The organism is Enterobacter sp. SCRI0065 (genome assembly GCF_059766475.1).
In genome coordinates this window covers 17,815-37,547 of sequence record NZ_JCBAJB010000013.1, presented here as the reverse complement: position 1 = coordinate 37,547, position 19,733 = coordinate 17,815, and the positions used below count along the sequence as shown (strand labels likewise).

The 19,733-nt window shown below is 53.7% G+C and carries 17 protein-coding genes; 12 read left to right on the top strand and 5 right to left on the bottom strand.

What is annotated here, in order from left to right; genetic code table 11:
- Positions 1-6 precede the first annotated feature (6 nt).
- A complete protein-coding gene (gene xylR / locus AC6EMZ_RS21590) occupies positions 7-1,185 on the top strand; it encodes a D-xylose utilization transcriptional activator XylR (RefSeq protein WP_498404892.1) in 1,179 nt (392 codons plus the stop codon).
- A 42-nt stretch (positions 1,186-1,227) separates the two neighbouring features.
- On the opposite strand, the gene AC6EMZ_RS21585 is transcribed toward xylR, so the two are convergent.
- Entirely contained in the window at positions 1,228-2,064 is an 837-nt protein-coding gene (locus AC6EMZ_RS21585) for a protein bax (RefSeq protein ID WP_498404891.1), read from the bottom strand.
- 314 nt (positions 2,065-2,378) lie between these two features.
- On the opposite strand from AC6EMZ_RS21585, the gene AC6EMZ_RS21580 reads away from it, so the two are divergent.
- Positions 2,379-4,409 (top strand): alpha-amylase, encoded by a 2,031-nt coding sequence (locus AC6EMZ_RS21580; protein WP_498404890.1) that lies wholly within the window; start codon positions 2,379-2,381, stop codon positions 4,407-4,409.
- A 182-nt stretch (positions 4,410-4,591) separates the two neighbouring features.
- A complete protein-coding gene (gene avtA, locus AC6EMZ_RS21575; RefSeq protein ID WP_498404889.1) occupies positions 4,592-5,848 on the top strand; it encodes a valine--pyruvate transaminase in 1,257 nt (418 codons plus the stop codon).
- A 4-nt stretch (positions 5,849-5,852) separates the two neighbouring features.
- Here avtA and AC6EMZ_RS21570 read toward each other — a convergent pair whose 3' ends face one another.
- Positions 5,853-6,323 carry a 4Fe-4S binding protein gene (locus AC6EMZ_RS21570; RefSeq protein WP_498404888.1) on the bottom strand — a complete coding sequence of 157 codons (471 nt, stop codon included), beginning with the start codon at positions 6,321-6,323 and terminating at the stop codon, positions 5,853-5,855.
- A 3-nt stretch (positions 6,324-6,326) separates the two neighbouring features.
- Positions 6,327-7,145 carry an IclR family transcriptional regulator YiaJ gene (gene yiaJ / locus AC6EMZ_RS21565; protein WP_498404887.1) on the bottom strand — a complete coding sequence of 273 codons (819 nt, stop codon included), beginning with the start codon at positions 7,143-7,145 and terminating at the stop codon, positions 6,327-6,329.
- A 226-nt stretch (positions 7,146-7,371) separates the two neighbouring features.
- Between yiaJ and yiaK the strand changes: the two genes are divergently transcribed.
- Genes yiaK through araD form a run of 8 tightly spaced genes read left to right on the top strand, consistent with a single transcriptional unit; the run spans position 7,372 to position 14,932 of the window.
- On the top strand, positions 7,372-8,370 hold the full coding sequence (yiaK, locus tag AC6EMZ_RS21560; RefSeq protein ID WP_498404886.1) for a 3-dehydro-L-gulonate 2-dehydrogenase: 999 nt from the start codon (positions 7,372-7,374) through the stop codon (positions 8,368-8,370).
- An 11-nt stretch (positions 8,371-8,381) separates the two neighbouring features.
- On the top strand, positions 8,382-8,849 hold the full coding sequence (locus tag AC6EMZ_RS21555; RefSeq protein WP_498404885.1) for a YhcH/YjgK/YiaL family protein: 468 nt from the start codon (positions 8,382-8,384) through the stop codon (positions 8,847-8,849).
- A gap of 26 nt (positions 8,850-8,875) precedes the next feature.
- A complete protein-coding gene (locus AC6EMZ_RS21550; protein WP_498404884.1) occupies positions 8,876-9,802 on the top strand; it encodes a DUF4862 family protein in 927 nt (308 codons plus the stop codon).
- A gap of 50 nt (positions 9,803-9,852) precedes the next feature.
- Positions 9,853-11,172: an MFS transporter gene (locus tag AC6EMZ_RS21545; RefSeq protein WP_498404883.1), complete on the top strand. Its 1,320-nt coding sequence runs from the start codon at positions 9,853-9,855 to the stop codon at positions 11,170-11,172.
- A gap of 52 nt (positions 11,173-11,224) precedes the next feature.
- On the top strand, positions 11,225-12,730 hold the full coding sequence (locus AC6EMZ_RS21540) for an FGGY-family carbohydrate kinase (RefSeq protein ID WP_498404882.1): 1,506 nt from the start codon (positions 11,225-11,227) through the stop codon (positions 12,728-12,730).
- Entirely contained in the window at positions 12,727-13,380 is a 654-nt protein-coding gene (gene ulaD / locus AC6EMZ_RS21535; protein ID WP_498404880.1) for a 3-keto-L-gulonate-6-phosphate decarboxylase UlaD, read from the top strand. Before AC6EMZ_RS21540 ends, ulaD begins: the two co-directional genes overlap by 4 nt.
- A 2-nt stretch (positions 13,381-13,382) precedes the next feature.
- Positions 13,383-14,243 (top strand): L-ribulose-5-phosphate 3-epimerase, encoded by an 861-nt coding sequence (locus AC6EMZ_RS21530; protein ID WP_498404879.1) that lies wholly within the window; start codon positions 13,383-13,385, stop codon positions 14,241-14,243.
- Entirely contained in the window at positions 14,237-14,932 is a 696-nt protein-coding gene (gene araD / locus AC6EMZ_RS21525) for an L-ribulose-5-phosphate 4-epimerase (protein ID WP_498404878.1), read from the top strand. The genes AC6EMZ_RS21530 and araD overlap by 7 nt, the downstream gene beginning before the upstream one ends.
- A 36-nt stretch (positions 14,933-14,968) precedes the next feature.
- Here araD and AC6EMZ_RS21520 read toward each other — a convergent pair whose 3' ends face one another.
- Positions 14,969-16,813: a methyl-accepting chemotaxis protein gene (locus tag AC6EMZ_RS21520; RefSeq protein WP_498404877.1), complete on the bottom strand. Its 1,845-nt coding sequence runs from the start codon at positions 16,811-16,813 to the stop codon at positions 14,969-14,971.
- Between the two features lie 473 nt (positions 16,814-17,286).
- Positions 17,287-18,105, bottom strand: a complete 819-nt coding sequence (locus tag AC6EMZ_RS21515) for a helix-turn-helix domain-containing protein (protein WP_498404924.1) — start codon at positions 18,103-18,105, stop codon at positions 17,287-17,289.
- Positions 18,106-18,330: 225 nt separating this feature from the next.
- On the opposite strand from AC6EMZ_RS21515, the gene AC6EMZ_RS21510 reads away from it, so the two are divergent.
- Positions 18,331-19,731 carry an MFS transporter gene (locus AC6EMZ_RS21510; protein ID WP_498404876.1) on the top strand — a complete coding sequence of 467 codons (1,401 nt, stop codon included), beginning with the start codon at positions 18,331-18,333 and terminating at the stop codon, positions 19,729-19,731.
- Positions 19,732-19,733 lie beyond the last annotated feature (2 nt).

Here is a 19,733-nt window from a genome sequence, read left to right as displayed (position 1 = left end):
TGAGACATGTTTGAAAAGCGTCACCGCATTACGTTGTTATTCAATGCCAACAAAGCCTATGACCGCCAGGTCGTGGAGGGTGTTGGCGAGTATTTGCAGGCGTCGCAATCCGAATGGGACATCTTCATTGAAGAGGATTTCCGTGCCAGCATCGACACCATCAAAGACTGGCTGGGTGATGGTGTTATCGCAGACTATGACGATCCTGTTATCCAGGAGATGCTGGTCGACGTTGACGTCCCTATTGTGGGCGTCGGCGGCTCTTTTCATTCCCCCGAAAAATATCCTCCGGTGCACTATATCGCGACCGATAACCACGCGCTGGTTGAAAGCGCCTTTTTGCATCTCAAGGAAAAAGGTGTAGATCGTTTTGCCTTTTACGGCCTGCCCGCGTCCAGCGGTAAGGGCTGGGCAATGGAGCGTGAATACGCATTTAGTCAGATAGTGGCGCAGGAGAAGTATCGCGGGGTGGTCTATCAAGGACTGGAGACGGCACCCGAGAACTGGCAGCATGCGCAAAACCGCCTGGCAGACTGGCTGCAAACGTTGCCGCCGCAAACCGGCATCATCGCGGTCACCGATGCGCGCGCACGGCATGTCCTCCAGGTATGCGACCATTTGCATATCCCGGTTCCTGAAAAGCTGTGCGTGATTGGTATCGATAACGAAGAACTCACGCGCTATTTATCGCGGGTGGCATTGTCGTCAGTCGCGCAGGGTACACGTCAGATGGGCTATCAGGCAGCCAAGTTACTCCATAGACTGCTGGATAACGAAACCCTGCCGCTTCAGCGCTTGCTCGTGCCGCCCGTACGCGTGGTCGAGCGTCGCTCAACGGATTATCGATCATTAAACGACCCGGCAGTGATACAGGCGATGCACTACATCCGTAACCATGCATGCAAAGGGATAAAGGTTGAGCAGGTGCTGGACGCAGTGGGGATTTCACGCTCCAACCTGGAAAAGCGCTTTAAAGAGGAAGTTGGGGAAACCATCCATGCGGTGATTCACGCAGAGAAACTTGAAAAAGCGCGCAGCCTGCTTGTCTCAACGTCGCTGTCGATTAATGAAATCTCGCAAATGTGCGGATATCCGTCATTGCAGTATTTCTATTCGGTGTTTAAAAAGGAATATGACACCACGCCAAAAGAGTATCGGGAGCGGTACAGCGAGGTGCTGGTTTAGTTAAGAAAAATGCCTTCCACACTGGAAGGCATTTTTTTGGAATTACATATGTGCGGCAATGAGGCGCTGGTTATCCTGGTACATCGCAAACAGATAATTGTTATAGCTCTGTCCCTGCGTGGAATAACCTTTAAGCTTATGAATCATCGTACTCGCGGTCACTTCCTGATCCGCTTTACGCAGTTGAGCACGCGATTTACGGAATGAAGAATAGGCCGGGTGCGTGTTCAAATTCACCACATAGGCGTTCACCGAATCTTTTACCGATTCAAACTGCGAATAGCCTTTCACTTTACCTGGCGCATTATTACAACGGCCCTTGGTGCACTTCATGCCAAAGAGATTGTTATTGTTGCGGGCCAGTTTTGATGTCCCCCAACCACTCTCTGCAGCGGCCATCGTCGCTACCATGCTGCCTGGGATAATATCTACGCGCTCCAGCAGCGAGTTCCACGGTACACGACGCGTGTTCCCGTTCCAGCTCACTTTGTAACGTGCTGCGATATTTTTCAGACGCGTGCGCTCAGTTGGCGACCAGCGGCTTTCGTACTGTTTTGAGACAAGCCAGTTACGATCCGCGGTAATCGCAGAGTTTTGGCTGGTTATATAAGGCATTACCGTCCGGAGAAACGCTTTTTTCCTTGGTGTCCCGGAAGGGTATTTTCGCAAATCAGGCAGTGAATTACTCTTTACACTATTGCGAGAATACTCTTGTTTACTGCTAACCTTAATCTTACTGCTTGTTGTCGTCGTCTTTATGACGTGGGCTTTCTTACTCGTTGTATCCGTGTGCGTCTTCGCAAGCACCTCACCTGAAAAAGTCACGGTGAGCAACATGAGTATCGTAGCCCCAAATCGTCGTATGGGAGTCGATATCATTAGGTCTCCTGGTCGGATAATAAGCTTTCCAACCCTGTATTTTTTCTCAAAATTGAGAGCGGAATCTCAAATCATAGCAAAAATAACCTTCAAGAGCACTCAAAGAAATAGTCCAAATCCGAAACTATGTCACCTGAAACTTGCTCACTTAAGCATCATTTCCGCAAATTTGTGTGCGATATCGCAGATAAGGGCCTAATTTTGCGCGGGATCACTCATCCTCGCAGCTCCTCCTGGCAGAAAGCGCAGGGGGATGAGTCCCACGTCTTAACCAGATGGCAAACTGGTTAAAATTGCCGCGACAGGAAAATGGAATGAAACGCTCCGCTTTAGCCCTTCTGCTGTTACCCGCGATGGCAAATGCAGACTGGTCATCTCCTGGCTTCCCCGCGTTTAACGCAGAAGGAACCGGGATTTTCACCAGCCATGCAAAGCTCGCAAAGGGTACCCGTCCTCTGACCATCCGTTTTGACAACGCGTGCTGGCAGCCTACAGATGCCATAAAACTCAATGAGATGCTGTCACTAAAACCTTGCGAGAGCACCCCGCCACAGTGGCGTTTGTTCCGCGAGGGTGATTATCAGATGCGCATTGATACACGATCCGGTACGCCGACGCTGATGCTGTCAGTTCAGGGCGCAGCGGACAAACCCATCACCAACGTGGTTCGCCAGTGCCCTAAATGGGATGGCAGGCCCCTCACCATCGACGTAGCGGATACTTTCCCGGAAGGTTCCGTGGTACGTGATTACTACAGCAAGCAGACCGCGACGGTACAGCAAGGGAAAGTCACCCTGCAACCCGCAGCTAACAGTAACGGTTTGCTGCTGCTTGAACGTGCCGAGACCGATAAAATCGCGCCTTTCAGCTGGCAAAACGCCACGGTCTATTTCGTGCTGACGGACCGTTTTGTCAACGGCGACCCTTCCAACGACAACAGCTATGGCCGTCACAAAGACGGAATGCAGGAAATCGGCACTTTCCACGGCGGCGACCTAAAAGGACTGGCCAGCAAGCTTGATTACCTGCAACAGCTTGGCGTCAATGCGTTGTGGATAAGCTCGCCGCTGGAGCAGATCCACGGCTGGGTGGGCGGTGGCACGAAAGGCGATTTCCCGCACTATGCTTATCACGGCTATTACACGCAGGACTGGACCAAACTCGACGCCAACATGGGCAACGAGGATGATTTACGCCATCTGGTCGACGAAGCACACAAGCGCGGTATTCGTATTCTGTTTGACGTTGTCATGAACCATACCGGCTACGCCACGCTCGCGGATATGCAGGAGTACCAGTTTGGCGCGTTGTATTTACAGGGCGACGAGCTGAAAAAAACGCTGGGAGAACGCTGGACCGACTGGAAACCCAAAGCCGGGCAAAGCTGGCACAGCTTTAACGACTACATTAATTTCAGCGATAAGGCGGGATGGGAAAACTGGTGGGGCAAGAAATGGATCCGCACAGACATTGGCGATTACGACAATCCGGGTTTTGACGATCTGACCATGTCGCTGGCCTTTTTACCCGATCTCAAAACGGAATCCACCACGCCTTCTGGCCTGCCGAACTTTTATCGCCATAAACCCGATACCCATGCCAAAGAGGTTGCAGGCTACACGCCGCGAGATTATCTGACCCACTGGTTAAGCCAATGGGTACGCGACTATGGGATAGACGGTTTTCGCGTCGATACCGCCAAACACGTTGAGCTCGCCGGGTGGCAACAGCTCAAAGAACAAACCACCGAAGCGTTAAAAGCGTGGAAACAGGCCAACCCGGATAAAAAACTCGATGACGCGCCATTCTGGATGACCGGAGAATCCTGGGGCCACGGCGTCATGCAAAGCGATTATTACCGCCACGGCTTCGATGCGATGATCAATTTTGATTATCAGGAACAGGCGGCAAAAGCGGTGGACTGCCTGGCGGATATTGATCTGACCTGGCAGCAAATGGCGGAAAAGCTGCAAGGCTTTAACGTGCTGAGCTATCTCTCGTCGCACGACACGCGTCTGTTCCGCGAGGGCGGCCAACGCGCTGCTGAACTGCTGCTTCTGGCCCCCGGTTCTGTGCAAATGTATTACGGCGATGAATCAGAGCGTCCGTTTGGCCCAACCGGTTCCGATCCGCTGCAAGGCACACGTTCAGAGATGAACTGGCAGGACGTCGCTGGCAGTCAGGCGCAGACTGTCGCTCACTGGCAAACACTCGGTCAGTTCCGTGCACGTCATCCGGCGATAGGCGAAGGCACACAAACGACGTTATCCCTGAAGCAAGGCTACGGCTTTGTCCGCCAGCACCAGGGCGATAAGGTGATGGTCGTCTGGGCCGGAAATCAATAACCTTTTCCGTCTCCTCTTCTAAAGGTCCAAAAAGAAGAGGAGACGGCCATAGAACAATCCTCTATCAAACCGTCAATTAATAACATTAACCAATAATCCCGCGCCCCTTTCACGATTTGCACCTGCGCATTTGTAGCGTTATGGTGGCGCACTCTTAGAATAAGTACGATAGATCACCTGCTATGACTTTTTCACTTTTCGGCGACAAATTTACCCGCCATTCAGGCATTACGCGCCTGATGGAGGATCTCAACGACGGGCTTCGCACCCCGGGTGCCATCATGCTCGGCGGCGGAAATCCGGCACAAATCCCGGCAATGAATGAATACTTCCAGAGCCTGCTGGCAGAGATGCTACAGAACGGCAAGGCCACTGATGCGCTGTGTAATTACGACGGCCCACAAGGCAAAACGGAACTGCTGTCTCTGCTCGCCACCATGCTGCGCGATGAACTGGGTTGGGATATTGAACCGCAGAACATTGCACTAACAAACGGCAGTCAGAGCGCATTTTTCTACTTGTTTAACCTCTTCGCAGGACGTCGCGCCGACGGCAGCACCAAGAAAGTGCTTTTTCCGCTGACGCCGGAATACATTGGCTATGCCGATTCGGGTCTGGAAGAGGATCTGTTCGTCTCCGCGCGCCCTAATATCGAGCTGCTGCCGGAAGGACAGTTCAAATATCACGTCGATTTTGAACACCTGCACATCGGTGAAGAGACCGGCATGATTTGCGTCTCGCGACCAACTAATCCCACCGGCAATGTCATCACCGACGAAGAGCTGATGAAATTAGACGTGCTGGCGAATCAGCACGGTATCCCGTTAGTGATTGATAACGCTTACGGCGTGCCATTCCCGGGGATTATCTTTAGCGAAGCGCGTCCGCTGTGGAACCCAAACATTGTGCTGTGCATGAGCCTCTCCAAGCTCGGTCTGCCGGGGACCCGCTGCGGCATCATTATCGCCAATGAAGAAATCATCTCCGCCATTACCAATATGAACGGCATTATCAGCCTTGCGCCCGGCGGTATTGGCCCGGCGATAATGAGCGAAATGATTAAGCGCAACGATCTGCTGCGGCTGTCCAATGAAGTGATTAAACCGTTCTATTATCAGCGTGTTCATGAAACGATCGCGACCATTCGCCGCTATTTGCCTGAAGAACGCTGCCTGATCCATAAACCTGAAGGAGCCATTTTCCTGTGGCTGTGGTTTAAGGATTTGCCAATCTCAACCGAACTTCTGTACCAGCGTCTGAAGAAACGTGGGGTGCTGATGGTGCCAGGCGATTACTTCTTCCCGGGGCTGGATAAACCCTGGCCGCACACCCATCAGTGCATGCGCATGAACTACGTGCCGGATCCAGATAAAATCGAAGCAGGCGTGAAAATCCTCGCCGAAGAGATTGAACTCGCCTGGCACGAAGGCGATTTGTAGCGGCTTACGCCAGATGACGCAGACGTTCAGCGCGTAATCTGGCGGGGTCGACACAGCTTAACGCGTGGGTTGGGCAGGCAGCGACACAGGCAGGCCCGTCCGCGCGATGCGAGCACAAATCGCACTTCAACGCCTGCGTTTTTTCCGCCACCCGCGTGACCTGCATCGCGCCAAACGGGCAGGCGATCATACAGCTTTTACAGCCGATACAGCGCGGCTGATCCACCTGCCATACGCCAGCATAACGACGAATAGCCTGAGTCGGGCAGACGTTCGCACAGGGCGCATCTTCACACTGATGACATGCCACCGCCGTCGTGTATGACCCACCTTTCACCACCCGAATACGTGAAGAAAACGCCACGGCTGACACCGCCGCGCAATCCTGCGCTTCCTGATGTGAAACGACACAGGCGACTTCGCAGGTGCGACACCCAATGCATTTCGCCGAATCCGCCATGATAAATCGGTTCATTCGCTACTCCGTACGTACGGTGAATCCAAGCTCCTGCGAAATGGCGATTGCGGTTTCGCGTAGCGGTTTTAGCAGGTTCTTTTCACCCACCTGCTTCATGCGCGACGTCGACAGCGAAATGGAGATGGCATACGGCACGCGGCCATGGATATCAAACACCGGCACCGCAATACAAGACACGCCCAGTTCGTTCTCTTCTTTATCCATCGCCATGCTGCGATCGCGGATTTCTGCCAGTTCATCATACATCGCGCCCAGCTCGGTAATCGTGTTGCGGGTCAACGGTTGGATAATCTCCTGGTGGCTCTGCCAGTAGCTCTCGACATAATCCTGATGACCAAACGCCATGTAAATCTTACCCATCGCCGAACAGTACAGCGGCATATGCTGGCCGATATAAGCGCGCGTGCGCAGCATGCCCGTGGTGGGTTCCAGCTTATAAATCAGAATCGCGTGATCGTCTTCACGGCTGGAGAAGTTCACGGTTTCGCCGGTGACCAGGTTCAGCGTCTCCAGGTGCGGCGCGGCCACATGAATGATGTTCAGCGACGACAGCGCTTTTTGCCCCACGGCGATAAATTTAGTGGTCAGGCGATAGCTCCCTGCGGCAGGCGCTGGCGTGACATAGCCGCAAGACTGCAAGCCCTGCAACAAACGATGCACGGTGCTTTTGTTTAGCCCTGCAAGTTCAGATAAATGCGCGAGTGGGCAGCCGTTCGGGTAGTTACTGAGGATCTCAATCAGCATCAGGCCGCGAAACAAGCTCTGGCTACCTGCTGGCCTCTCTTTTTCTTGCGTCATTTCGCTCTCTTTCATGCTCATCAAAATGTTCCTCGTTTTTCGCGTCCTGATGGTAGCGCAAAGTGTGGTTCAGTTCACGATCTCAACAGAAAAAACACAATGCATTGATTTTACAGGATTTTGAAAAACATGAAACTCGTTGATCTGACAAAAATTGATCGCTATATTTGAAATCAGATTTCGCATAGTGAAATTTAGAGATAAAAAAGCACTCACACACGCCCATAAAGAGAACAGGAGAACAGGGATGAAAGTGACCTTTGAAGAGTTGAAAGCCGCATTTAATCGCGTGCTGGTCGATCGCGGTATCAAGGCAGAAACCGCCGACGCCTGCGCCGAGATGTTTGCCCGCACCACCGAATCAGGCGTTTACTCGCATGGCGTAAATCGCTTCCCCCGTTTTATTCAGCAGCTTGAAGCTGGCGACATTATTCCTGACGCGCAGCCCAAGCGAATGATGACGCTGGGCGCGATCGAACAGTGGGATGCACAGCGTTCCATCGGCAATCTGACGGCCAAAAAGATGATGGATCGCGCAACCGAACTGGCCTCCGATCATGGTATCGGTCTGGTGGCACTGCGTAACGCCAACCACTGGATGCGCGGCGGCAGCTACGGTTGGCAGGCGGCGGAGAAAGGCTATATCGGCATTTGCTGGACCAACTCCATCGCCGTGATGCCACCGTGGGGCGCAAAAGAGTGTCGGATTGGCACCAACCCGCTGATTGTCGCCATTCCGTCCAATCCGATAACCATGGTGGATATGTCGATGTCGATGTTCTCCTACGGCATGCTTGAGGTGAACCGCCTTGCAGGGCGCGAACTGCCGGTCGATGGTGGTTTTGACGATGAAGGCAACCTGACCAAAGAGCCTGGCGTTATCGAGAAAAATCGCCGCATTCTGCCGATGGGCTACTGGAAAGGCTCCGGTTTATCCATCGTGCTGGACATGATTGCCACCCTGCTTTCCAACGGCTCGTCGGTTGCTGAAGTGACCCAGGACAACAGCGATGAGTACGGCGTATCGCAGATCTTTATCGCCATTGAAGTCGACAAGCTTATCGACGGCGCGACACGCGACGCCAAACTGCAGCGCATTATGGACTTCATCACCACTGCCGAGCGTTCCGATGAAGACGTCGCCGTGCGTTTGCCAGGCCATGAATTTACCCGTCTGCTGGAAGAGAACCGTCGTAATGGCATCACCATTGACGACAGCGTATGGGCGAAAATTCAGTCGCTGTAAGGAGTGACGCCATGATATTCGGACACATTTCACAGCCCAATCCGTGTCGCCTGCCGCTGGCGATTGAAAAAGCACTCGATTTTTTACGCACCACTGATTTCACCACCCTGGAACCCGGCGTCGTGGAAATCGACGGGCGCAATATCTTTGCGCAGGTGCTGGATCTAAAAACAAAAGCGCACTACGAGAACCGCCCAGAAGTACACCGTCGCTATCTGGATATTCAGTTTTTAGCGTGGGGCGAAGAGAAAATCGGCGTCGCGATCGATACCGGTCATAACGAAATAAGCGAATCATTATTAGAACAGCGCGATATTATTTTTTATCACCAGATGGAAAATGAATCGCTCATTGAAATGATACCCGGTAATTACGCCATATTTTTCCCACAGGATGTGCATCGCCCGCAGTGTCATAAAAATAAAGAATCGGATATTCGTAAAATTGTGGTGAAAGTGGCAATTAGCGAACTGAACTGAGTTTCTGAAATATAAAGGAATGCGAAATGACCAACACCGATTTTATTATTGGTGCGTACCCCTGCGCACCTTCGTTCCACCAGCAAGGGGAACAACAAGAAGCAACATTCTGGCGCGAACTTGCTGACACTCCGCACATTCGCGGCATTGAACAACCGATTCTTGAAAACCTGCATCCTTACGGCGACGACTGGCTGTTTCGCCACACGCCGGGAGACTGGAAAATCGTTGCCACTGCGGTCATGGAAACCATGCGCCGACGCGGCAGCAACGGGGGCTTTGGCCTGGCGTCCGCCGATGAAGACCAGCGTCGGGAAAGCATTGCGTTTTACCGTCATCTGCTTGAAAAAATTAACGCGGTCAACACCCGCTTTCCGGGCAAAGTGATGGCCCTGGAAATGCAGGCCGCACCGCAAAAAGATAACGCGTCCGTTGAGCAGGCTACCGAGGCATTTGCTCGCTCAATCAATGAAATCAGCGCCTGGGACTGGTCCTGCGATCTGGTGCTTGAACACTGCGATGCCATGACCGGCAGCGCTCCGCGCAAGGGTTTTTTACCGCTGGAACAGGTACTGGACGTGCTGCGCGGAACGGACATTAGCGTCTGCATCAACTGGGCTCGCTCCGCCATTGAAGGACGCAGTACCGACATTCCTCTTCAACATGTGCAGGCCGCATTGAAAGCAGACAAGCTTAGCGCCCTGATGTTCTCAGGCACCACCGCCACCGGAGAGTACGGTGACTGGCAGGATCTACACGCGCCGTTTTCGTCGTTCTGCCCTGAAAGTTTAATGACGACTGAACACGCCGCTGAACTCTTTACTGCGGCGCGCGCCGCAACGTTGAAATTCTCCGGTATCAAATTACTGGAAATAAATGCTAATGCTGACGTCAGCCATCGCATCGCTATTTTGCGCGACGGCATTAGCGCTCTGAATAAAGCCAAAAAATAATAACAACATAATTTCGTTACAAATCCAGATACATTAACGAGACATTAATTATGAACACTTCTTCTCATGCTCTACATGCGGATATTCCGCGCCAACGCTGGTTGAGAATAATTCCACCGATTCTGATCGCCTGTATCATTTCTTATATGGATCGCGTCAATATCGCTTTCGCCATGCCGGGCGGTATGGATGAGGAACTGGGGATCTCCGCCACCATGGCAGGTCTGGCCGGTGGGATATTCTTTATCGGCTATCTGTTCCTGCAAGTTCCCGGCGGCAAAATTGCCGTTCACGGCAGCGGCAAAAAATTCATCGGCTGGTCACTGGTCGCCTGGGCGATCATTTCAGTACTCACCGGTCTTGTCACCAATCAGTATCAACTGCTGGCGCTGCGCTTTTTACTCGGTGTGGCGGAAGGCGGGATGCTTCCGGTTGTGTTGACGATGATCAGTAACTGGTTCCCGGACGCCGAGCGAGGTCGCGCCAACGCCATTGTGATCATGTTCGTGCCGATTGCGGGGATTATCACCGCGCCGCTTTCCGGCTGGATTATAACCGCCCTCGACTGGCGCTGGCTGTTCATCATCGAAGGGCTGCTGTCGGTTGTCGTGCTGGTGCTGTGGGCCAAAACCATCTACGACCGGCCGCAGGAAGCGAAATGGATTTCGGACGCTGAGAAAAATTACCTCGTTGAAACGCTCGCCGCGGAACAGCGCGCCATTGCCGGGAAAGAGGTCAAAAATGCCTCGCTGAGCGCGGTGCTGTCTGACAAAACCATGTGGCAGCTGATCGCGTTGAATTTCTTCTATCAGACCGGGATTTACGGTTACACCCTGTGGCTGCCGACCATTCTGAAAGAGCTGACCCACTCCACCATCGGTCAGGTGGGCATGCTCGCCGTGCTGCCGTATGTCGGCGCCATCGCCGGAATGTTCTTGTTCTCTTCCCTCTCTGACCGCACGGGCAAACGCAAGCTGTTCGTTTCCCTGCCGCTGATCGGGTTTGCGCTGTGCATGTTCCTCTCCGTTGCTCTGAAAGAAAACATCTGGCTGGCGTATGCCGCACTGGTTGGCTGTGGCTTCTTCCTGCAATCGGCAGCGGGCGTGTTCTGGACCATTCCGGCACGCCTGTTCAGTGCAGAAATGGCAGGCGGCGCGCGCGGTGTCATTAACGCACTGGGCAATCTCGGCGGCTTCTGCGGACCTTACGCGGTGGGTGTGCTGATCACGCTGTACAGCAAAGATGCTGGCGTTTACTGCCTGGCCATCTCTTTGGCGCTGGCATCGATATTGGCCCTGCTGCTGCCCGCGAAATGCGATGCCGGAGCGGAGCCCGCTCCCTCGGTGAACCCGCATAAACGTGCGGCCTGATGCCCTCACCCCAGCCTCTCCTGCGGGAGAGGCTGTAAAAAGAGAAATCAAGATGAGTGAAAAAGAACCCTTCTGGCTGGGTATCGATTGTGGCGGTACTTATCTGAAAGCCGGTTTGTATAACCGCCAGGGCAAAGAACATTGCATTGAACGTCGGTCTGTCACCACGCTAAGCCCGCGCGCCGGATACGCCGAGCGCGACATGCATACGCTGTGGCAATGCTGCCATGAAACGGTGGCGACCTTGCTTAAACGCACGGGGATCGGCGGTGAGCAGATCAACGGTGTCGGCATTTCGGCGCAGGGTAAAGGTTTGTTTCTTCTTGATAAGCAGGATCAGCCGCTGGGCAACGCAATGCTCTCCTCCGATCGGCGCGCGTTAGAGATTGTGCAGCGTTGGCAGCAGGATGAGATCCCCGAAAAGCTCTACCCGCACACCCGGCAAACGCTGTGGACCGGGCATCCGGCCTCGTTGCTACGTTGGGTGAAAGAGAACGAACCTCTGCGCTACCAGCAAATTGGCAGCGTGATGATGGGTCATGACTACCTGCGCTGGTGTCTGACGGGCGCGAAGGGCTGCGAAGAGAGCAACATCTCCGAGTCCAACCTCTACAACATGAATACGGGCGAGTACGACCCGCAGCTCACCCGCTGGCTGGGCATCCGCGAGATTGACGATGCGCTGCCCCCGATTGTCGGTTCAGCAGAAATTTGCGGGGAAATCACCGCTCAGGCAGCCGCCTTGACCGGTCTCGCGGCGGGTACACCCGTCGTTGGCGGCCTGTTTGATGTGGTTTCCACCGCAATCTGCGCCGGACTGCACGACGAACATACGCTCAATGCCGTGATGGGCACCTGGGCCGTCACCAGCGGTATCGCCAACGGGCTACGCGACAACGAGCCTTTTCCGTATGTCTATGGTCGTTACGTTCACCCCCAGCAATACATCGTGCACGAAGCCAGCCCGACGTCGTCCGGCAACCTGGAGTGGTTAACGGCGCAATGGGGCGACATGCCGTTTGATGAAATTAATCAGGCCGTTGCCAGTTTGCCGAAAGCCGAAAGCGAGGTGTTCTTCCTGCCGTTTCTTTACGGCAGCAACGCCGGGCTTGAGATGACCAGCGGCTTTTACGGTATGCAGGCGCTGCATACCCGCGCCCATCTCCTGCAGGCAGTGTATGAAGGCGTGATCTTTAGCCATATGACCCATCTCAACCGCATGCTTGAGCGTTTTACCCACGTTCAGGCGCTGCGCGTCACTGGCGGACCCACGCATTCCGACGTGTGGATGCAAATGCTGGCAGACGTCAGCGGTCTGGCCATTGAGCTGCCGCAGGTAGAAGAAACCGGCTGCTCCGGCGCGGCGCTGGCGGCCCTCGTCGGCACAGGGATTTATCCCGACTTCTTTGCGGCCCAACAGGTGCTCAAACACGATATCCGCATCATCGAGCCAGACATGCAGGCGCATGCCGCCTACCAGCGCAAATATCAGCGCTACCAACACCTGATTTCCGCATTACAGGGCTATCACGCCCACATTAAGGAGTACGACCTATGAGCCGACCATTACTGCAACTGGCGCTCGACCACACCAGCCTTCAAGCCGCGCAGCGTGATGTTTCCCTGCTTGCGGATCATGTTGATATCGTCGAGGCCGGCACCATTTTATGCCTGACCGAGGGGCTTTCAGCGGTACGCGCATTGCGCGAGCAGTGCCCGGACAAAATCATCGTTGCCGACTGGAAAGTGGCCGATGCTGGCGAAACGCTCGCTCAGCAGGCGTTCGACGCAGGCGCAAACTGGATGACCATTATCTGCGCCGCGCCGCTGGCGACCGTCGAGAAAGGCCATGCAATTGCCGCCGAACGCGGGTGCGAAATCCAAATGGAGCTGTTCGGCAACTGGACGCTGGACGATGCCCGCGCGTGGCATCGGGTGGGCGTTCAGCAAGCCATCTATCATCGCGGACGCGACGCTCAGGCCAGCGGCCAGCAGTGGGGCGAGGAAGACCTCGCCAAAATGAAAGCGCTCTCCGATATTGGCCTGCAACTGTCGATTACCGGTGGCATTACGCCTGACGATCTGCCGCTGTTTAAGCAGATAAATGTGAAAGCGTTTATCGCCGGACGCGCGCTGGCAAATGCTGCAAACCCACCGCAGGTGGCTCGCGCATTCCATACGCAAATCCACGATATCTGGGGAGAATAACCATGCGTCAGCATCCGTTAGGCATTTACGAAAAAGCGCTGCCAAAGGATCTCTCCTGGCCCGAACGTCTTGTTCTGGCAAAAAGCTGCGGGTTTGATTTTGTAGAAATGTCGGTGGACGAAACCGACGAGCGGTTATCCCGTCTGGAATGGAGCACCACGCAGCGCGCATCACTGGTAGAAGCGATGATCGAAACCGGCGTCGCGATTCCTTCAATGTGCCTGTCTGCGCATCGCCGTTTTCCGTTTGGCAGCCGCGACGATAGCACGCGCGATCGCGCCCGCGAGATAATGACCAAAGCCATTAAGCTGGCACGCGATTTAGGGATTCGGACCATCCAGTTGGCGGGTTACGACGTTTATTACGAAGAGCACGACGCGGGCACGCAACAACGCTTTGCTGAAGGGCTGGCATGGGCCGTGGAACAAGCCGCTGCCGCGCAGGTGATGCTGGCTGTGGAGATCATGGACACCGCGTTTATGAACTCCATCAGCAAGTGGAAAAAGTGGGACGCCATGCTCGCCTCACCGTGGTTTAGCGTCTATCCGGACGTTGGCAACTTGAGCGCGTGGGGCAACGACGTCACCGCCGAGCTGACGTTGGGCATCGACCGCATTGCCGCTATCCACCTGAAAGATACCCAGCCCGTCACCGCGCAAAGCCCAGGGCAGTTCCGCGACGTGCCGTTTGGCGAAGGCTGCGTGGATTTTGTTGGCGTATTCAACACGCTAAATCAACTTAACTATCGCGGCGCGTTTCTGATTGAAATGTGGACCGAAAAAGCCAAAGAGCCGGTGCTGGAAATTATCCAGGCGCGGCGCTGGATTGAAGCCCGTATGCAGGAAGGAGGCTTAACATGTTAGAACAACTGAAAGCGGACGTGCTGGCTGCGAACCTGGCCCTTCCCGCCCACGGGCTGGTAACGTTTACCTGGGGTAACGTCAGCGCGGTTGACCGCGAACGTGGCCTGATGGTGATCAAGCCTTCCGGCGTGGAGTACGACGTGATGACCGCTGACGATATGGTGGTGGTCGATATTGCTACCGGCAACGTGGTCGAAGGCGCAAAAAAACCGTCCTCCGATACGCCGACACACCTGGCGCTCTATCGTCGTTATCCCGAGATCGGCGGCATCGTCCATACCCATTCACGCCACGCCACTATCTGGTCGCAGGCCGGACTGGACTTGCCTGCCTGGGGCACCACCCACGCAGACTATTTCTACGGCGATATTCCCTGCACGCGACGCATGACTCAAACCGAAATCGCGGGGGAGTACGAATATCAGACCGGGGAAGTGATTATCAACACGTTTGAGGAGCGCGACCTCCGCCCCATGCAGATCCCCGCGGTACTCGTCCATTCTCATGGCCCGTTCGCGTGGGGCAAAGATGCTGCCGATGCCGTTCACAATGCCGTCGTGCTGGAAGAGTGCGCCTATATGGGCCTGTTCTCATACCAACTCGCACCGCAGTTGCCGGTCATGCAACAGGAATTGCTGGATAAACATTACCTGCGCAAGCACGGGGCGAATGCCTATTACGGACAGTAAACTCCCGGCCTCCCGCCATCGGGAGGCCGCTATCGTTTAGCGCCTTTCTTCATCCTTCGATATGCGGAACACGGATATCGCCTCTTCCAGCCTGAGCGCCTGCTCTTCAAGTGAACTTGCCGCCGCGGATGACTGTTCAACCAGCGCCGCATTCTGCTGAGTGGTGGTGTCCATTTCCGCCATCGCCAGTGCAATCTGCGAAATACCCCGGCTTTGCTCGTCGGTCGCCAACGCAATATCACCCATAATGTCGCGCACCTGGCTCACCGACCGTTCGACATCAGCCATGGTAACACCCGCGTTTTCGACCAGCTTGAACCCCGAGTCCACAAAGCCCACGGACTCGCCAATCAAATCCTCAATCTCTTTCGCCGACTGCGCGCTGCGCTGCGCCAGGTTACGCACCTCTCCGGCCACAACGGCAAAACCTTTCCCCTGCTCGCCCGCACGCGCCGCCTCAACCGCCGCATTCAGCGCGAGAATATTCGTCTGGAAAGCGATGCCGTTAATGACGTTGGTTATCTCGGCAATACGGTGCGAGCTGGACTGCACGTTTTTCATCGTCTTAATAACGGACTGGGAAATTTTGCTACCTTCACTGGCTTTTTGGGCCGCCATTTCTGACAGGCGTCGTGCATTATTGGCATTTTCGGCGTTGTGTTCGACCGTAGAGGTCAGTTCTTCCATGCTTGCCGCAGTCTCAACCACCGCAGCCGCCTGCTGTTCCGTTCGGGAGGAGAGATCGATATTTCCGGACGCGATTTCAGAGGAGGAACGCGCCACGCTGTCAACGCCATCGCGAACGTTATGAATGATGTCTTTCAGGTTAGTATTCATTAGCGACATCGCTTGAACCAGCTGGCCCAGCTCATCCTTGCGCTGGTTATCCAGCGAATGGCTCAAGTCACCGGAAGCAATTTTCTGTGCAAAGAGCAGCGTGGCCGACAGGGGCTGGGTAATGGATCGAGTGATTAAAAAGCCCAGCAGCGCACCCATCATAATGCCTGTCAGTGCCACCAGCTCCATGACCCATTTGACCATCTGGATGACATTATCCACGGTCTGGCGCATATAGGCCTGCATGTCGTTAATCGACTGAGTGAGCTCAGTTGCACTTTTTGCCAGCACGTCCGAGGCCTTATTTAACTGGCCCCAGGCGTTGCGATAGGTCGACAGCCCGTCGGCAAATTCCTGCATTTCTTTCTGTATTTTTTCTCCGCTCGCCAGCATTTTTCCCGAGAGCTGGGGGATCATTGCATTAAGAGACGATGTGGTATGGAGAAGTAGCGCGTGCAGCTTTTTCTCACGCGCGGGCGTCGGTTGCGCACGATAGCCTTCAAGAAGCGAATCCAGATCGTTAAGCATAAAACCCATCTGGACGGCGCTGAGCCTGACGTCGGGCAACTGCGCTACGTCATAGCTGAGTTCGTTAAATTGCGTAGACAGAGCATAGAGGTTACTGGAATCTAAAAACTTCCCGGTCTGGAGCTTTTGCGTCATGGCACCCACGAAGGCTTTGCGATCTTCACCATAGCGTGAAAGCGCATTTTCGATGCGGGTAAGGTGACGGCCACCTTCTTCGCCCCAGGTCAGCGCCCGCATTTCAGGCGCGGTTTTCATCATGGCCTCCATCGCCACGGCGTTTTTTATCAGAAAGTTATTATCGCCGGTATATTCGTAGGCCTGACGATTTAAACGCGCATCGGTTAATGAATTAATGAGATCGGCACTTAAATCGCTTTTCAAAACACGATCCTGAATATTTCGCAATCCCATAATGGCAGAGAACATCACCACCAGCATAATGCAAATAACAACGGCAAATCCCAATAAGAGTTTCTTACTGACTTTTAGATTGGTGAATAATGCGGTGAGTTTCATAGAAAGTTCCTTTCTCATCCCAAAAGCATACAACGTTAAATTAAAATGATGAAACACATAAATTTAGTGAGAAAAAAATATCCCCAAACATATCCATGTTCGGGGGAAAATCCCGTAGAGGGCATTATGCTCCAGGGAATAACACGACGGGCGGATCGGTAATATTTAAGGAGTTTTTTACATCTACATATAGAGACGTAAATGTGGTCCAGGACAATGTGAACCACAATCAAATTATAAATTGATACCAATTATTTTCAATATACAAGGGAGGACGTACGCGTTGTATTTTTAAGAGATAAGCCTGAATCAACTCCTTGTCATAACGTAAAATAGTGGCGAAATAAATCCGCCAAACGCATTTTAACAGTCGATTCGACTAAAACCCTTCACCACGCAATGCCTCAACGCAATGCTGCGAATGACAGCTAAATTTCAGCCAGTTATGCTACACGCCGCCGACAGCTGGGCAATTAACCCGAGTTGATATGTTCTTTACAGTACCGCCGCTTCCATGCGGCGGGCGTGAGTGCGGTGTGCTTGCGAAAAATCTGGCGAAAATATCCGACATCGTTAAAACCGCAGCTCTGGGCCACTTCCTGTAGAGAAGCCGAAGCGCCGATCAGTAATTTCTTTGCCGCCAGCACGCGCTGGCGGTGCAGGGATTCGGTCAGGGTCAGATGGAAGGCAATCCGATAGACTCGCCCCAGATAGTCCGCATTACAGTGCAATTCCTTGGCAAGCGAAGCGGTCGAGATGGGCAAATGATACTGGGTGCGAATAAGCTGTTGCGCCCGGTATGCCAGCGCAATGCCCGGGTTTTCCCGTTCGCTTTCCCCAGGCTCCACGACTGAGATTTGTTGGAGGATGAGTAATAAAATAAACTCCAGCGCTACGCTACGCTGAAGCTTTTCCTGCTCGCTCAAAAACTGCCTGAATAAAGAGGCGATATAGCCTGGATCGTTTGTTCGGCTGTGCTGCGTGAGCGAAAGATGACTCATCCACCGAGCGCTCTGAGCAGAGTCCAGCAGTTCAAAGTGCAGCCAGTAAAAGCGTAAATCGGCCGGAAAATCTTCCGCGCCGACGTGGCGGCAGCCTGGGCGCAACAGCAGACTTTCTCCCGCGTTCACTTCGAAAAGGGTATTTTCTTCCTGGATCGTTAATGTCCCCTTTTCAACAAAAATAATTTCCCAGGACGCTAGCGTTCTTGCCGGATGTCGCCCCACACCACGAGAAATAAACAGTCCGCCATTCTGGACCTTAATCGGTAGCGCTATGGATAATTCGAGCATCGCCATTCAATATCCCGCTTTAATTGCCGTAAAAATTGAGTTTATTATTTGATTATTAATATTAAATAGCACCTTCGCACGATCCATCTCACAGTTTTATCATCAGGTCGGAATCATCACCTTTTTATACTTTTCCCTTCCCTTGTTGGCTCGTTATTTCAATGCAGAATTAATGAGTACCTTACATAACCATGATAAAAAATCCGACTCACGAGGAGTTATCGAATGACTTCCACTCCGATTACACAATCAGATGCTATACCACGGGCGCTCGACGACCGTCTGTCCGTACGCGAAAAAATAGGCTACGGCCTGGGCGATGCAGGCGGGACGGTCATTACCTGCCTGATCATGAATTTCTTAACCTTTTTCTATACCGACGTTTTTGGTCTGACGCCTGCGTTGGTCGGCACCCTGTTTATTGCTTTGCGGGTCTTTGACGCTATTTCCGATCCCATCATGGGCGTGATAGCTGACCGCACCCAAAGCCGCTGGGGTCGCTTTCGCCCGTGGCAGCTGTGGATTGCCTTGCCCATTGGGGTGATTGGCGTGCTCACTTTCACTGTGCCCGAGGCCAGTATGGGCGTGAAGATCGCCTGGGCATTCGGCACCTATTTGCTGCTGTCGGTGGGATATACCGCCATCAACGTGCCCTATTGCGCGCTGATTAACACCATGACCACGCGCCACAACGAAGTGATTTCATGTCAGTCCTGGCGCTTTGTGCTGTGCGGCGTGGCGGGGTTTTTAGTTTCCGTTGGCTTACCGTGGCTGGTTGACGTTCTGGGGAAAGGCAACGTCGCACAGGGCTATCAACGGGGCGTCGGCGTGCTATGCGCCCTTGCTGTAGTCATGTTCCTGTGCTGTTTCTTCTGGGTGCGCGAGCGCGTACCGCTGGCATTGATGGGACGCTTTACCTTACGCGAACACCTCTCTGGTCTGCGTAAAAACGATCAGTTGCTATTGATGCTGGTGATGTCTTTCCTGCTGATTAACGTCTTCAATATTCGGGGTGGTGGGTACATGTACTTCATTACCTATGTCTTGCAGGGCAGCACCGTCTACACGTCACTGTTTTTCACCATGGTGACCTTTGCCGCCATCCTGGGTGCGGTTATCGTCAATCCACTGACGCGTCGTATTGATACGGTGAAACTGTACTACCTCACCAACCTGGTACTGGCCGCGTTGGCCGCCGGGATGTGGTTCTTACCGAGCGGCCCGGCATATCAAACTCTGTGGCTGGCCGTGATTTTGGGCAATGGTGTGATCCTTGGCTTTACGCTGCCGCTGCACTTTTCGCTGATGGCCTTTGCCGACGATTATGGTGAATGGAAAAACGGCGTGCGCTCTTCCGGCATGAACTTCGCTTTTAACCTCTTCTTTATCAAGCTGGCGTGGGCCTCCAGTGCCGGGATTATCAGCCTGCTGTTTATCTACGTCGCCTATCAGCCAGGCGCTGGCAACCAGACACCAGCCTCGCTTCAGGGCATCACCACCATGGAGACGCTACTCCCTGCCCTTTTCCATCTGCTACTGGCCGTCTCTATCCGCTGGTGCAAACTCAATAACCCTATGATGTCGCGCATTGCTACCGACCTGCGCCAGCGTCACGTTCAGTCCTGAGG

Excerpts from the sequence above, each read along its gene's own strand:
- xylR (WP_498404892.1), top strand. The coding sequence starts at position 7 with ATGTTTGAAAAGCGTCACCGCATTACGTTGTTATTCAATGCCAACAAA.
- AC6EMZ_RS21585 (WP_498404891.1), bottom strand. The coding sequence starts at position 2,064 with ATGATATCGACTCCCATACGACGATTTGGGGCTACGATACTCATGTTG.
- AC6EMZ_RS21580 (WP_498404890.1), top strand. The coding sequence starts at position 2,379 with ATGAAACGCTCCGCTTTAGCCCTTCTGCTGTTACCCGCGATGGCAAAT.
- avtA (WP_498404889.1), top strand. The coding sequence starts at position 4,592 with ATGACTTTTTCACTTTTCGGCGACAAATTTACCCGCCATTCAGGCATT.
- AC6EMZ_RS21570 (WP_498404888.1), bottom strand. The coding sequence starts at position 6,323 with ATGAACCGATTTATCATGGCGGATTCGGCGAAATGCATTGGGTGTCGC.
- yiaJ (WP_498404887.1), bottom strand. The coding sequence starts at position 7,145 with ATGAGCATGAAAGAGAGCGAAATGACGCAAGAAAAAGAGAGGCCAGCA.
- yiaK (WP_498404886.1), top strand. The coding sequence starts at position 7,372 with ATGAAAGTGACCTTTGAAGAGTTGAAAGCCGCATTTAATCGCGTGCTG.
- AC6EMZ_RS21555 (WP_498404885.1), top strand. The coding sequence starts at position 8,382 with ATGATATTCGGACACATTTCACAGCCCAATCCGTGTCGCCTGCCGCTG.
- AC6EMZ_RS21550 (WP_498404884.1), top strand. The coding sequence starts at position 8,876 with ATGACCAACACCGATTTTATTATTGGTGCGTACCCCTGCGCACCTTCG.
- AC6EMZ_RS21545 (WP_498404883.1), top strand. The coding sequence starts at position 9,853 with ATGAACACTTCTTCTCATGCTCTACATGCGGATATTCCGCGCCAACGC.
- AC6EMZ_RS21540 (WP_498404882.1), top strand. The coding sequence starts at position 11,225 with ATGAGTGAAAAAGAACCCTTCTGGCTGGGTATCGATTGTGGCGGTACT.
- ulaD (WP_498404880.1), top strand. The coding sequence starts at position 12,727 with ATGAGCCGACCATTACTGCAACTGGCGCTCGACCACACCAGCCTTCAA.
- AC6EMZ_RS21530 (WP_498404879.1), top strand. The coding sequence starts at position 13,383 with ATGCGTCAGCATCCGTTAGGCATTTACGAAAAAGCGCTGCCAAAGGAT.
- araD (WP_498404878.1), top strand. The coding sequence starts at position 14,237 with ATGTTAGAACAACTGAAAGCGGACGTGCTGGCTGCGAACCTGGCCCTT.
- AC6EMZ_RS21520 (WP_498404877.1), bottom strand. The coding sequence starts at position 16,813 with ATGAAACTCACCGCATTATTCACCAATCTAAAAGTCAGTAAGAAACTC.
- AC6EMZ_RS21515 (WP_498404924.1), bottom strand. The coding sequence starts at position 18,105 with ATGCTCGAATTATCCATAGCGCTACCGATTAAGGTCCAGAATGGCGGA.
- AC6EMZ_RS21510 (WP_498404876.1), top strand. The coding sequence starts at position 18,331 with ATGACTTCCACTCCGATTACACAATCAGATGCTATACCACGGGCGCTC.